This window comes from Nonomuraea sp. JJY05, from assembly GCF_043496855.1.
In the GTDB taxonomy this organism is placed as follows: Bacteria; Actinomycetota; Actinomycetes; order Streptosporangiales; family Streptosporangiaceae; genus Nonomuraea.
On sequence record NZ_JBIEIS010000012.1, the window covers coordinates 59405 to 72229 of the forward strand.

Annotated in this window: 15 protein-coding genes, 1 tRNA gene, 1 pseudogene and 1 riboswitch; of the genes and pseudogenes, 7 read left to right on the forward strand and 10 right to left on the reverse strand. The window is 69.7% G+C overall.

Features of this window, described 5'->3' with window-relative positions; genetic code table 11:
- Nucleotides 1-41: 41 nt before the first annotated feature.
- Both ACFKCF_RS20375 and ACFKCF_RS20380 read right to left on the reverse strand, forming a co-directional pair.
- Nucleotides 42-722 carry a response regulator transcription factor gene (locus ACFKCF_RS20375; protein ID WP_394495684.1) on the reverse strand — a complete coding sequence of 227 codons (681 nt, stop codon included), beginning with the start codon at nt 720-722 and terminating at the stop codon, nt 42-44.
- 13 nt (nt 723-735) lie between these two features.
- Nucleotides 736-1908: a sensor histidine kinase gene (locus ACFKCF_RS20380; RefSeq protein WP_394495686.1), complete on the reverse strand. Its 1173-nt coding sequence runs from the start codon at nt 1906-1908 to the stop codon at nt 736-738.
- Nucleotides 1909-2084: 176 nt separating this feature from the next.
- Between ACFKCF_RS20380 and ACFKCF_RS20385 the strand changes: the two genes are divergently transcribed.
- Nucleotides 2085-2570, forward strand: coding sequence for a hypothetical protein (locus ACFKCF_RS20385; RefSeq protein ID WP_394495688.1), 486 nt, complete (start codon nt 2085-2087; stop codon nt 2568-2570).
- 101 nt (nt 2571-2671) lie between these two features.
- On the opposite strand, the gene ACFKCF_RS20390 is transcribed toward ACFKCF_RS20385, so the two are convergent.
- Nucleotides 2672-2989 (reverse strand): hypothetical protein, encoded by a 318-nt coding sequence (locus ACFKCF_RS20390; RefSeq protein ID WP_394495690.1) that lies wholly within the window; start codon nt 2987-2989, stop codon nt 2672-2674.
- 579 nt (nt 2990-3568) lie between these two features.
- On the opposite strand from ACFKCF_RS20390, the pseudogene ACFKCF_RS20395 reads away from it, so the two are divergent.
- Nucleotides 3569-3670, forward strand: a pseudogene (locus ACFKCF_RS20395) (HNH endonuclease); the annotation flags it as partial.
- Nucleotides 3671-3742: 72 nt separating this feature from the next.
- On the opposite strand, the gene ACFKCF_RS20400 reads toward ACFKCF_RS20395, so the two are convergent.
- Nucleotides 3743-3825, reverse strand: a tRNA-Leu gene (locus ACFKCF_RS20400).
- 105 nt (nt 3826-3930) lie between these two features.
- Nucleotides 3931-4404: a thioredoxin-dependent thiol peroxidase gene (gene bcp / locus ACFKCF_RS20405; protein ID WP_394495692.1), complete on the reverse strand. Its 474-nt coding sequence runs from the start codon at nt 4402-4404 to the stop codon at nt 3931-3933.
- Between the two features lie 152 nt (nt 4405-4556).
- Here bcp and ACFKCF_RS20410 point away from each other — a divergent pair, with 152 nt between their 5' ends.
- A complete protein-coding gene (locus ACFKCF_RS20410; protein WP_394495694.1) occupies nt 4557-4886 on the forward strand; it encodes a DUF3618 domain-containing protein in 330 nt (109 codons plus the stop codon).
- A gap of 9 nt (nt 4887-4895) precedes the next feature.
- Here ACFKCF_RS20410 and ACFKCF_RS20415 read toward each other — a convergent pair whose 3' ends face one another.
- On the reverse strand, nt 4896-6089 hold the full coding sequence (locus ACFKCF_RS20415) for an amino acid deaminase/aldolase (RefSeq protein WP_394495695.1): 1194 nt from the start codon (nt 6087-6089) through the stop codon (nt 4896-4898).
- Nucleotides 6090-6225: 136 nt separating this feature from the next.
- Between ACFKCF_RS20415 and ACFKCF_RS20420 the strand changes: the two genes are divergently transcribed.
- From ACFKCF_RS20420 to ACFKCF_RS20430, 3 genes are all read left to right on the forward strand, one after another.
- Complete coding sequence (locus ACFKCF_RS20420) at nt 6226-6825, forward strand: DUF6286 domain-containing protein (RefSeq protein ID WP_394495696.1); 600 nt, start codon at nt 6226-6228, stop codon at nt 6823-6825.
- A gap of 147 nt (nt 6826-6972) precedes the next feature.
- Nucleotides 6973-7467, forward strand: coding sequence for a hypothetical protein (locus ACFKCF_RS20425; protein ID WP_394495698.1), 495 nt, complete (start codon nt 6973-6975; stop codon nt 7465-7467).
- Nucleotides 7468-7650: 183 nt separating this feature from the next.
- Nucleotides 7651-8046 (forward strand): hypothetical protein, encoded by a 396-nt coding sequence (locus tag ACFKCF_RS20430; protein ID WP_394495700.1) that lies wholly within the window; start codon nt 7651-7653, stop codon nt 8044-8046.
- Nucleotides 8047-8056: 10 nt separating this feature from the next.
- Here the strand turns inward: ACFKCF_RS20430 and ACFKCF_RS20435 are convergent, their stop codons facing one another.
- Genes ACFKCF_RS20435 through gcvT form a run of 3 tightly spaced genes read right to left on the reverse strand, consistent with a single transcriptional unit; the run spans nt 8057 to nt 10959 of the window.
- A complete protein-coding gene (locus ACFKCF_RS20435; RefSeq protein ID WP_394495701.1) occupies nt 8057-9433 on the reverse strand; it encodes an L-serine ammonia-lyase in 1377 nt (458 codons plus the stop codon).
- A gap of 54 nt (nt 9434-9487) precedes the next feature.
- Nucleotides 9488-9877: a glycine cleavage system protein GcvH gene (gene gcvH / locus ACFKCF_RS20440; protein ID WP_394495703.1), complete on the reverse strand. Its 390-nt coding sequence runs from the start codon at nt 9875-9877 to the stop codon at nt 9488-9490.
- Entirely contained in the window at nt 9874-10959 is a 1086-nt protein-coding gene (gene gcvT / locus ACFKCF_RS20445; RefSeq protein ID WP_394495705.1) for a glycine cleavage system aminomethyltransferase GcvT, read from the reverse strand. The genes gcvH and gcvT overlap by 4 nt, the downstream gene beginning before the upstream one ends.
- 132 nt (nt 10960-11091) lie before the next feature.
- A riboswitch (glycine riboswitch) is annotated at nt 11092-11189 on the reverse strand.
- A 94-nt stretch (nt 11190-11283) separates the two neighbouring features.
- Here gcvT and ACFKCF_RS20450 point away from each other — a divergent pair.
- Nucleotides 11284-12114 carry a hypothetical protein gene (locus tag ACFKCF_RS20450; protein ID WP_394495707.1) on the forward strand — a complete coding sequence of 277 codons (831 nt, stop codon included), beginning with the start codon at nt 11284-11286 and terminating at the stop codon, nt 12112-12114.
- A gap of 6 nt (nt 12115-12120) precedes the next feature.
- Here the strand turns inward: ACFKCF_RS20450 and ACFKCF_RS20455 are convergent, their stop codons facing one another.
- Nucleotides 12121-12810 carry a gamma-glutamyl-gamma-aminobutyrate hydrolase family protein gene (locus tag ACFKCF_RS20455; protein WP_394495709.1) on the reverse strand — a complete coding sequence of 230 codons (690 nt, stop codon included), beginning with the start codon at nt 12808-12810 and terminating at the stop codon, nt 12121-12123.
- Nucleotides 12811-12825: the final 15 nt, after the last annotated feature.

The window sequence follows — 12825 nt, forward strand, 5'->3', positions numbered from 1 at the left end:
ACCTGCGGATGGACTTCGTGTAGGACTTCAGACGACTCCGGTCAGACTTTCGGCCGATGGCTTTCCGGCCGATGACTTTTCGGTCGGTGCGACGGCACGATCAGCCCGGCCTCGTACGCGTACACCACGACCTGCGCACGATCCCGCAGCCCCAGCTTGGCCAGCACCCGCCCCAGGTGCGTCTTCACCGTCGCCTCCGCCACCTGCAGGCGGCCGGCGATCTCCATGTTGGACAGGCCGCGGGCCACCATGAGCAGCACCTCGCGCTCGCGCGGCGTGAGGTCGGCCGTCGCCACCGGCTCGTCCGTCGGGAGCTGCGCGGCGAACCTGTCCAGCATCCGCCGTAACGTGCTCGGCGACACCACCGAGTCGCCCGCGTGCACGACCTTGATCGCGTCGACCAGGTCGGCCGGCGGCACGTCCTTCAGCAGGAACCCGGCGGCACCCGCCTTGACCGCGGCGAACGCGTACTCGTCGAGGTCGAAGGTGGTCAGGATCAGCACCTTCGGGCCCTGGATACGGCTGGTGGCCTCGACGCCGTCCATGACCGGCATGCGCACGTCCATGAGCACGACGTCCACCTCGGTGGTCTCCAGCAGCTCCAGCGCCGCGGCCCCGTCGCCGGCCTCGGCCACCACCTCGATGTCCGGCTGGGCCGCGAGCACCATCCTGAACCCGGCGCGCAGCAGCTGCTGATCGTCGACCAGCATCACGCGAATCACCCGGCCACCTCCTCTATGCCGCCTTGACCATGGGCAATCTGGCCAGCACCTCGAACCCGCCGCCCCGCAGGGGCTCCGCCGACACGGCGCCGCCGTACATGCCGACCCGCTCGCGCATGCCGATCAGGCCGTGACCGTCGGCGCTCCTGGGGGCCGCCGCGCCCCTGCCGTCGTCGGTCACGCGTACGACGAGCTCGGGGCCGCTGTAGTCGATCTCCACGAGCGCCTGGACACCCGGGCCGCCGTGCTTGAGCGCGTTCGTGAGGGCCTCCTGGACGATGCGGTAGACCGCGAGCTGCTGGCCCTCGGGCAGCTCGACGGGCGCGCCGCCGACCTGGAGCCGCGCGGGCACGGCCGAGCCGCGCACCAGGTCCTCCAGCTGGCCGAGCCCCGGCTGCGGGGTGTAGTCGGTGCCCGCCTGCTCGCCCTCGCGCAGGACGCCGACCAGCCTGCGCATCTCGGCGAGCGCGGCACGGCCGGTCTTGGAGATGGCCCTGACGGCCTCGCGGGCCTGCTCGGGGTCGCTGTCGAGGGCGTAGCCCGCGCCGTCGGCCTGCACCACCATCACGCTGACGTTGTGGGCCACGACGTCGTGAAGCTCCCTGGCGATCCTGGCCCGCTCGGCCGCGGCGGCCATCCTGGCCTGCTGGTCGCGCTCGCGTTCCGCCCGTTCCGCGCGCTCTTCGAGCCCTTCCAGATATCGCCGGCGCGTGCTGGCGTACAGGCCGGTCAGCCAGACCGTCACCGTGAAGATCGAGGCGCTGAAGAACATCCCCAAGGTGGGCGTGTCCCACCTGGCCAGGGCCAGGAACACCCCCAGCTCCGTCACCAGCCCCGCGGCCAGCGACCAGCGGAACGAGCACCGGTACGCCACCGCCCAGAGCGCGACCAGCACGGCGAGGTTGGCGGGCAGCGGGTTGACGCCCGCCAGCCACTGCCCGAAGCTGATCAGCGCTATCGCGGCGAACGAGGCGACCGGGCGGTCACGCCAGAGCAGCGGCAGCAGCAGCACCGCCGACAGGGCCGCGTATCCGGCCACGCCGAGGTAGGGGCCGCTGGTCGCGGTCGAGGGGGCGGACGCGTACGGGATCGCCAGGATCGCGCACAGCGTGGCGAGCGGGGCGACCCGGAGGGCGCCCGCCAGCTTCTCGTGGCGTCTCGACCACGCCCGCACCTTACCGAACACACCATCACGATATGTACCGCCGTCTGACCGTTGTTCCGCCTGTAGGTGGAAGTGCGTCTACGACCCAGGTCTTACGTGGCAGGGAACAGACCGGGGTCTTACGCCGGGCTTACGGTGACTTGGGCATTCTTGTCTCTGGGAGCGCCCCTCTAGCGGGCGAGTAAAGGGAGATCGTGATGGCGGATCATGATCGCGACGCCGGGTCGCGCGGTGAAGAGGAAGCACCGCGCGACCCGACCCCTGCGGACGAGCTGCACGAGCCTGAAGGGCCGAGCAGGCTGAAGTACGGCCAGGCCCCTCCGGGCCCCGGCTTCACGATGCCTCTCACGCCACCCCCGCGCCCTGACTCCTACCGGGAGTTCTTCCGGCAGAAGCAGGCCCAGGTCCTCGGCGCCGGCCTCATCGGCCTCGTGATCGGCGCCCTGCTGGGCGGCACCGCCGTGGCTTTGGTCAGCGGATTCGCGCACCGGGAAGAGGTGCACGGGATGTACTGGCAGGAGCCGGACCGGCAGCCCAGGCGCTTCCAGGTGCCCGAGCGCCTCGACGGCTCCGCCTGCGAGGAGGGGGAGGACGGCGACGTCTGGTGCGGCTGGGTGGTGCCGAAGGCCCCGCGGTCCGACGTCCCACCGGCGCCGGACCCGAGGCCGACCAGCAGCGGCTAGGTGTCCGGTCATAGCCCTGTATAAGGTCATCAAGACTATATGGGACACCAGCCGAGACCTGCTGGACAAGTGCCCGGAAACTTCGCGGGCCGGCCCGGTCCTCAACGTGATCGAGTAGCAAACCGGGCGATTATTGCAGTAAATGGTCGATCGGCGAGATCGTTTCTCGAAAGTGTCGGTCCCCAGCCGTAGCCTGCATCCATGTCGAATGCCGATCCAACCCCCGAAGAGCTGGCCGGATTCGTGCGCCGGGCTCGGCCACTTACCGAGGTCCTGTCCTTGCTGGGCTGAGAAACTCCGGCGGCCGGCGCGCGAGCTTGAGCCGGAAAATAGCCGAACTCGGCATCGACACCAGCCATTTCCAGATCTTGACCGAGGCCGTAGCGGCGTCGACGAGTGTTTGCGAAGTGCTCGATCACCTTGAAATTCCACGTAGTGGTGGGGCGCATTCGCATATCAGCCGTCGGATCAAAGCCATGAGCATTGATGTATCACATTTCAATCGCCTTCCCGGGTATCGAGAGAGCGTGCTGCCCGAGGCGTTCGAGCGCGACGCTCTGGAAGAGGCGGTCAAGGGTGCGAAGGGCATGCGGGAAATTCTGCGGCGCCTTGGCATGGCTGAGAGCGGGAGATTCCGGGAGGAGGTCCGTCGTCAGCTCCGATCTTTCGACATCGCCGAACCCGTCGGCTTCCAGCGTCTCCGGCTAAACGAGAGCGATGTCAGATCTGCGGCGAAAGAGTCCCGGTCGGTGGCGTCGATGATGCGCCGACTTCGCCTGCCCGTCAGCGAAACGAATCGGCGGCGACTCCTTCGGCACATCGCACGCCATGGCATCGACACGGCCCACTTCCAACGCAAGATCACCAGTTCGGTGATGAGCAAGCCACGCAGAGACCCTGCCGCCGTTCTCGCGGAGCGCCCTCTTCGGACGAGCCGCACTCCAGGTGCGGTGCTGCGCCGTGCTCTGGACGAGATCGGCGTGCCCGCACGTTGCGTCATGTGCGGGACCGGAGAGACCTGGCAAGGGAAACCACTGATCCTTGAGGTGGACCACATCAATGGCAATCCGCTGGACAATCGGAGAGAGAACCTGAGACTGTTGTTCCCGAACTGCCACTCGCGGACAGCGACTTTTGCGGGACGAAACAGACGCCGATCCGGTGCACAGGTGTGCGGGCGGGGGGACTCGAACCCCCACGGTGTCTCCACCAACAGGACCTAAACCTGCCGCGTATGCCATTTCGCCACGCCCGCGCAGCCCCCGCCAATGCGGGCCTGACACAGTTTAGCGCTCTCAGCGGGGAAGAGGAGCGCATGTGAAGACGGGTACGGGCCCTCCGGGAGGGCCCGCCGGGGTGTTCAGCTCAGGCCGAGCTTCTTCTTGAGCCCGGCCACGTGGCCCGTGGCCTTCACGTTGTAGAGCGCCTGCTCCACCTTTCCGTCCGCGTCGATGACGAAAGTCGAGCGGATGACCCCCACGATCTCCTTGCCGTACAGCTTCTTCGGGCCGTACGCGCCGTACGCCTGGTGCACGGTCAGGTCGGGGTCGGACAACAAGGGGAAGGTCAGGGCGTCACGTTCGGCGAATTTGGCGAGTTTTTCCGGTTTGTCCTTAGACACGCCGAGAACGACGAAACCCTCGGCCGTCAGCTGCCCGAGGTTGTCGCGGAAGTCGCAGGCCTGCTTGGTGCAGCCGGGCGTCATCGCGGCAGGGTAGAAATAGAGGATCACCCGCTTGCCGCGGTAGGCGTCAAGTGAGACGGTCTCGCCGTCGGCGGCGGGTAGCGTGAACTCGGGCGCGGCGTCGCCGGGCGCGAGCTTGGTTTCGGTCAATGGGCCCTCCTGAGTTCCTTCCCGCCAACCTACCGGCCTGGCCGCCGTGCCGTACGGTGCGCCGACCTGACAGACTGATCAGCACCACGAACGACGGAGTTCGCACGGCACGCGGAGCGGGCGCGGCCACGCGTGAGGTCGAGAGGAGAGCCATGGCTGACACCGATCCGGACGAGCTGGAGCGACGGATCGCGCGGACGCGCGCGGAGTTGGCGCAGACGGTCGACGCCATAGCCGACCGGGTGAGCCCCAAGCGGGTCGCCGAGCGCACGGTTTCCGACGTCAAGAGCAGGGCCACGCACTTCGTGGCGTCCGTCGGCGACGCGCTGGGGGTGACGCCGCGGCCGGTCGAAGCCGGCGACCACCCCGACCAGGTGTGGGAGGAGGAGCGGCCCGACCTGGCGCCGGTGCTGATCGGGATCGGCGCGGTGCTGGTCGTGGGGGCGGCCATCGTGCTCTGGCGCCGCCGCAGGCGCCGCTGACCCGGGCCCTCAGAGGAAGGTCCGGCCCTCGCCCCGGTACGTGGGCACCGACTCCACCAGCGTGTCGCCGTCGATGAGGTGGAGCGCGTCGAAGCGCTCGCACATCTCGCCCGCCTTGGCGTGCCTGAACCACACCCGGTCCCCGATCCGCAGGTCCTGGGCGGCCTGGCCGAGCAGCGGGGTCTGCACCTCGCCCGCTCCTTCGTCCCGGGCGTAGTGCAGACCGGCCGGCAGGTACGGCTGGGGCAGGCGGCTCGGGTCCGGCGTGCCCGAGGCCAGATAGCCGCCCCCGAGCACGGTCACGGTGTCCACGCTCGGGCGGCGCACCACCGGCAGGGCGAAGAGCGCGGCCGGGTGCCCGGTGAAGCGGCGGTAGAAGTCGAACAGCCTCGGGTGGAAGAAGCCCGATCCGGCCGCCACCTCCGTGATGGCCTTCTCGAGTACGGTGCGCTCGACGGACCCGGTGCCGCCGCCGTTGACGAACTCCAGGTCGGTGATCTGGCGGACGGCGTTCACGATGCGGCCTCGCCTGAGGATGAGGTCCCTGGCGGAGAGGGCCTGCATGATGCGGACGGCGCGGGTGTAGGCGGCGTTCGCGGGCGGGGCGTCGCCGACCCCGCCGATCTGGGCCTCGTACGCCATCAGCCCGGCTACCCGGAACCCGGGGCGCTTGGCGACGGCGGCGGCCAGGTCGGCGGCCTCTTCCGGCTCGCGGATCGGCGACCGGAGCACCCCAGCCCGAAATTTCCCGCCAAAAGCGATGTATCCGGCATCGATGTCGATGCAGGTCCGGAGCTCGGCCCGGGGGCGCACCCCGGCCACGGCCGCCTCGGTGAAGTCCAGGTGGGCGGTCGAGTCGATGGTCAGAGTGATGTGCCTGGCCGCGTCCTCGTCCCCGGCCAGCTCGGCCAGCGCGTGCCGGTCGGCCGTCGGGTAGGCCACCAGGATGTCCGTGAACCCGTGGGAGGCCAGCCACAGCGCCTCGGGGAGCGTGAAGGCCATGATGCCCCGGAAGCCGTCCATGGCCAGGATGCGTTCGAGCACGGGACGGCTGCGGACCGACTTGCTGGCCACGCGGATCGGCTTGCCCGACGCCCGCCGTACGAGGTCGGCCGCGTTGGCCCGCATGGCCGCCAGATCGAGGATCGCGAACGGCGGCTCGAGGACCGCTGTGGCGCGGTCATAGCGCTGGCGGTCGTCCATATGGGCAGCGTAACGGCATATCAGGCAAATGAATATGAGTGTTGTTCACCTTGTTGGCCGCCCCGTAATGTTCGGGCAAACGGGCGGCGGGGGCGCGGTTCCGGCCACGCGGGACCCGTGTACGTGTGTCGTTGTGATGACCACGCTTCAGCAGACAGTCCCCGGCGCCGCCGTCCCCGCGCGGCACACCGGACTGCGCCGGGCGAGCAGGGCGCTCAGACCGGCGCGAACCCTCCCTGGAGCCCTCGTCGCGCTCACGCTGGCCGCCGGGCTGGGAGCGACGGCGGCCGAGATCGTGTCGGGGCTGCTCGGCCACCGGCTCGGCTGGGTCCCCGTGAACAAACTGGTCGACCTCGCGGGTAAGACCACCTGGCCGGAGCTGTCCACCGCCGCCGTGGGCGCGGCGGTCGCGGGCGTACTGATGCTGCTGCTGGCGATCGTGCCCGGCCAGTCGAGGCTGGTGCCGGTGGAGACGTCCGACCCGCGGATCGTCATCGGCATCACCCGCTCGGGCCTGCGCCGCACGCTCCGCGCGGCCGCCCAGCAGGTGTCCGGGGTGGACCGCGCCCGGGTACGGCTGCGCAGGAGCACCATCGAGGTCACGGTCATGACGGGGACGGAGAGCTCCGGCACGATGCTCAGGCAGGTCGGCATGGCGGTGGGGGACCGGCTGGCGGGCGTGGGCACGCTGGGCACCGGCGAGGTCGTGGTCCGGCTGCGCAGAAAGGGCGCGTGATGCCCGGACGCACCGAGACGGGCCGGCCGCGCGGAGAGGTGGCGTGATGCCCGGACGCACCGAGACGGGCCGGCCGCGCGGAGAGGCGGCGTGATGCCCGAACGTACGGCTGCCCAACGGACACCGTCTCGCGGCAAGGGGGCCGCGATGCGGCAGTACGCGGGCAACCGCGTCGGCCTGGCCATCGTGGGCGGCACGCTGCTGGGCCTGGGCGCGTACGCCTGGCTCCGCGGCCACGGCCACCTCTTCGACCTGCCCGCCACCGCCAAGGTCCTCCCGGCCCAGACCCGCCGGGTGCTCGCCGACGAGCCCTGGCCCCTGTGGGTGCTGGCCCTGAGCTTCCTGCTCCTGTCGCTGGTCTCGCTCCGCTGGCTCCTGCTCAGCCTCGGCTGGGGCCGCCGCGGCGCCCGCAACGGCACGGGCACCGCCATGCTCTTCGTCGGGCTGAAGGGCGTGGAAGGACTCGGCCGGTCGGCGGTGCGGGTCGCCGAGAACGGCCTGCGCGTCACCCTGACGTGCCCGTCCACCGCGGACGTGGGCGCGGTGGTGAGCAAATTGGACCACGACATCGTCGGCAGGATCCGCCGCGAGGTCCGCGACGACGAGGCGAGCGCCGTCGTCCGCCTGCACGTCCGCCGCTGATTCAACGAAAAGAGGAGATTCGCATGAACAGAGTGAGAACTCGCCGCGGCTCTCGCCATTTCGGCCGGCACCGCCGTTGCCGGCGGCATTTCAGCCCCGGCGCTGGCCGACGGCCAGCCGGTCATAGACGTCATCGACAATGTCGTACCGAACCCGAGGGTGCTCTCGGACCTGCTCCCGAACGTGAACGTGGCACCCTCGGTGCTGTGCATTCCCACGGCGCAGAACAACAACAGCGCCCATGGCGACCGCAACCGGTTGGGCAACGAGCAGGCCATCAACTGCACGCAGACCACACAGCAGACGGCGAACGCGCTCAGAAACTATGAGAAAGTCACCGGGCCGGAAGTGACGCTCCCGATGGGCCTGTCGAATGTCATCACCGTCATGTGCCCCGCCGGCAAGGTGGTGCTGGGCGGCGGATATGTCATAAACGGCAACATCCCGCCGAACTCCAACATCGACGAGATCATCGATGCTCCCACCGCGGCGGACGACGGATGGCGACTTCAATTCCTGACCGCCGGCAGCACGCAATTCAGGGTGGCTCCGTACGCGACCTGCGCCAGGCCGTCCTAGCTCCCGAGGGTCAGCACTCGATCACGTTGACGGCCAGCCCGCCGCGCGAGGTCTCCTTGTACTTGTCCAGCATGTCCCGCCCGGTGTCCCGCATCGTCTTGATGGCACGATCCAGCGGTACGAAGTGGCGGCCGTCGCCGCGCAGGGCGATCCGGGCGGCCGTGATGGCCTTGTTGGAGGCCACCGCGTTGCGCTCGATGCACGGGATCTGGACCAGGCCGCCGATCGGGTCGCAGGTCAGGCCCAGGTTGTGCTCGATGCCGATCTCGGCCGCGTTCTCGACCTGCTCGGGCGTGCCCCCGAGGGCCTCCGTGAGGCCGGCCGAGGCCATCGAGCAGGCGGAGCCGACCTCACCCTGGCAGCCGACCTCGGCGCCCGAGATCGAGGCGTTCTCCTTGAACAGCACGCCGATCGCGCCCGCCGTCAGCAGGAAGCGGACCACGCCCTCCTCGTCCGCGTGCGGGACGAAGCGGGTGTAGTACGTCAGGACGGCCGGGATGATGCCGGCGGCGCCGTTGGTGGGGGCGGTGACGATGCGGCCCCCGGCGGCGTTCTCCTCGTTGACCGCCAGCGCGAACAGCGTGACCCAGTCCATGGCCTGCAGCGGGTCCTTCTCCGCCGGCTCCGACTGCAGGCGGCGGTGGAGCTGGTTGGCGCGGCGCTTGACCTTCAGCCCGCCGGGCAGGACGCCCTCCTTGGAGATGCCGCGGCGCACGCACTCCGACATGACCGCCCAGAGCCGCAGCAGGCCCGAGCGGATCTCCTCCTCGGTGCGGCCGAACGCCTTCTCGTTCTCCAGCATCAGCGCGGAGATCGACAGGCCGGTGTTCGAGCAGTGCTTGAGCAGCTCCTCGCCCGTGGTGAAGGGGTAGGGCAGGACGGTGTCGTCCGGCTTGATGCGGTCGGCGCCCGTGGCCTTCTCGTCCACGACGAAACCGCCGCCCACCGAGAAGTAGACCTTCTCCCTCAGCTTCTCGCCGTCGGCGTCGTACGCGGTGAAGCGCATGCCGTTCGGGTGCTCGGGCAGCGAGATCTTGCGTTCGAAGACGAGGTGCTCGCCCACGACGAAGCGGATCTCGTGCGTCCCGTACAGCTTGACCGTGCCCGACTCCCGCATCTCGGCCAGGCGGCCGTCGATGGAGTCGACGTCGACCAGCTCGGGCTTCTCGCCGGACAGGCCGAGCAGGACCGCCTTGTCGCTGCCGTGGCCCTTGCCGGTCAGGCCGAGCGAGCCGTACAGGATGGCCTCGACCCGCGCGACCCGGGAGAGCAGGTCGTCGTCGTGCAGCCCGCGGGCGAACTTGTGCGCGGCCGCCATCGGGCCTCCCGTGTGGGAGCTCGACGGGCCGATGCCGATCTTGAAAAGGTCGAAGACGCTGATCGCCATTGATGGCGCCTTTCATGCTGGGGCCGGGGCCCGCGCAGGGCCCCGGCAAAAAGGTCAGGAATCGCCTGAGGTGAGCGCCGTGTACTCCTCGGCGGTCAGCACATCTTCGGCGTCGCCCTCGACACGCACCCGGAACATCCAGCCGTCGCCATACGGGTCACTGTTGACCAGACTGGGGTCGTCGACCACGGCCTGGTTAACCTCGACGACCTCACCCCCGACGGGGGTGTAGATCTCGTTCACCGACTTGGTCGACTCCACCTCGCCGACGGAGTCGCCCGGCTCCACGGTCGAGCCGACGTCGGGGAGCTGCACGAAGACGACGTCACCAAGAGAGTTGGCGGCGAAGGCCGTGACGCCGATCGTCACGATGAGGCCGTCGTCCAGGCCGGCCACCCACTCGTGCTCCTTGGTGTAGCTCAGCTCGTCAGGGATGTTGCTCACTTGTTCCTCCTGTAGAAGGGCAGCTCTACCAGGTCCATAGGTTCATGGCTGCCCCGGATGTCCACGGCCAGGCCTGACTCGGCGCCGGTGTCCACGTAGGCCATCGCGATGGGCCTGCCCAGGCTCTGGGAGGGCGCACCGCTGGTGACCTCGCCGACGACGGCGCCGTCTTTGGTGACCGGGTAGCCGTGGCGCGGCACCCGGCGTCCCCGCGCGACCAGGCCGACGAGCCGGCGCCGGGGCGGGTCGTCCTTGACCGCCTCGAGCGCCGACCGGCCGACGAAGTCGCCCGGCTTGTCGAATTTCACCACTCTGCCCAGCCCCGCGTCGAACGGGGTCAGCTCGGCGCTCAGTTCGTTGCCGTAGAGCGGCATGCCGGCTTCCAGCCTGAGGGTGTCGCGGCTGGACAGGCCGGCGGGCTTGAGGCCGTACGGCTCGCCCGCCGCCATGAGCGCGTGCCAGAGCGGCACCGCGTCCTGGTTGGCGACGAACAGCTCGAACCCGTCCTCGCCGGTGTAGCCGGTGCGGGCGATCAGCGCCTGCCGCCCGTCGACCAGCTCGGGCAGGCCCGCGTAGTACTTGAGCCCGTCGAGGTCGGCGTCGGTGAGCGTGGCGAGGATCTCCTGCGATCGGGGCCCCTGTACGGCGATCAGCGCGTACTGGTCGGACCGGTCCTCGACCAGCACGTCGAACGCCTTCGACCGCTCAATCAGCTCTTTTGCCACTTTTTCGTAGTTCGAGGCGTTTGCCACGACCATGAACTCGTCATCGTCGAGCCGGTAGACGATGAGGTCGTCGAGCACCCCGCCCCGCTCGTTGACGATCATGGTGTATCTGGCCCGCCCGGTCGCCAGCGCCGACAGGTGGCCGACCAGCGCGTAGTCGAGCGCCTGGCCGGCCTGCGGCCCGGTCAGGAAGATTTCGCCCATGTGGGAGAGGTCGAACAGCCCGGCCGCCTGGCGAACGGCGTTGTGCTCCGCGGACTCGCTCCCGTACCGGAGCGGCATGAGCCACCCGGCGAAGTCGGTGAGCGTGGCGCCGAGGCTCTCGTGAACGTCTCGTAGCGGTGTTGGTCGGGACATTTGTCGCACCTCTGGACAGGATTGGATGCCAGCATCCTCCCCCTCTGTCATCGATGCCTGAGAGCTTCGCCCGAGTTTTGCCGGACTTTCACCTTCGGCGAGGCCCCGCGGGCCTGCTTTCCAGAGGTCACCATAGGCCGCGCGGTCCTTTGCCTTGAGAGGTTTGCGGGGAGGGCTTGCTCCTTCAGGGACCCTGACCGGCTGTCAGGGCGCTCTCCCGCGCGGTTTCGCCAGTGATGTCCGTCAGCCTAGTGCTGCGATGGGGTTGTTGTCGCGTTCTGATCGCTCCTGAACCACTCCGGGGGGTGGTGACGTCGAAAGGATATGAATCGGCGAACGGCGGCTTTCGGCCTGCTGACCACCCTGGCCCTCGCGGGCTGCGGCGCATCGGAGGCCGCGTCCCCGCCCCGTTACGAGGCGAACCTGACGGTGCTCGAAGGCGGCGGGCACGGGCCGCAGCTGTGCATGATGGTCATGGAGTCGTTGCCACCGCAGTGCGGCGGTCCGGACGTGGTCGGCTGGGACTGGAACAAGGTGGATCACGAGTCGCAGGGCGGCGTGAAATGGGGCGAGTATCGCGTCGTGGGCACTTGGGACGGCAGCAGGCTGACGCTCACCGAGCCGCCGGGCGCCCCCAGGAAGGCGGCCCCCACCCAGGAGGAGGACCTCACCAGTCCGTGCCCGGCGCCGGAGGGCGGCTGGCGGCCGGTCGATCCCGCCAAGGCCACGCAGCAGGCACTGGACCGGGCGCTGGCGCGCGCCGGCACGGCCAAGGAGTTCGCGGGCGCCTGGATCGACCGGAGCCAGATGAAGGAGCTCCCCCCGGAGTCGACGGAGGCCGACGACCCGCGGCGGCTGGTGCTCAATCTGAAGTTCACCGGCGACCTGTCGGGCCGCGAGGCGTGGATCCGCGAGGTGTGGGGCGGCGCGCTGTGCGTCAGCGGCGCGGCGCGCAGCCAGAGTGAGCTGGAGGCGATCCAGCGGGAGATCGAGGCCGAGCTGGGCGACGGTCTCGTCTCGGCGTCCCCCAGCGTGCTGCGCAACCAGGTGACCGCCCAGGTCTGGGTGGCCACCGACGAGCAGCGCCGCGACCTCGACGCCAAGCACGGCGCCGGAGCCGTGGCCCTGAACGGCGTGCTCAGACCAGTGGGGTGAGAGCGCTCAGCAGGCCGCCACGAGCGCCTCGAAGAGGGCGCCGTCCTCGGCCGCCTCGGGGTGCCACTGCACGGCCACGGCGAAGGGGGCCGAGTCCAGCTCGACCGCCTCGATCGTGCCGTCGCCGGCGGTGGCGGTGACCGTGAGGCCGGGAGCGAGCCGGTCGATGGCCTGGTGGTGGTAATGGGGGACGGTCACGGGCTCCGTGCCCAGCGCCTTGGCCAGGCGGCTGCCGGGGACGAGGGTGACGGGCAGCGGGCCGAACCGGCCGGGGGCGGGGGAGTGGCCGGTGTGCCCCACGACGTCGGGGAGATGCTGGTGGAGGCTGCCCCCGAGGGCGATGTTGAGCACCTGGAGGCCGCGGCAGATGCCGAGGTACGGCAGGCCCGCGTCGAGGGCCGCCGCGATCAGCCCAAACTCCGCCTCATCACGAAATTTGCGGATATAGCCGGTTTGATTCCCCGGCTCCTGCCCGTACCGGGCCGGATCGACGTCCCCGCCACCGGCCAGGATCAGGCCGTCCAGGCGGCCGACGACCTGCGCCGGCTCGCCGGCCGGCGGCAGCACGATCGGCTGCCCGCCGGCGCGTACGACCTGCTCCACGTACATGTACGGCAGGAGCGCCACGGTCATGTCCCAGACCGTGAACTTCGCCGGCTCCACGTACGACGTGATGCCGATGACGGGACGCTGCACGATGACTCCCGAGAA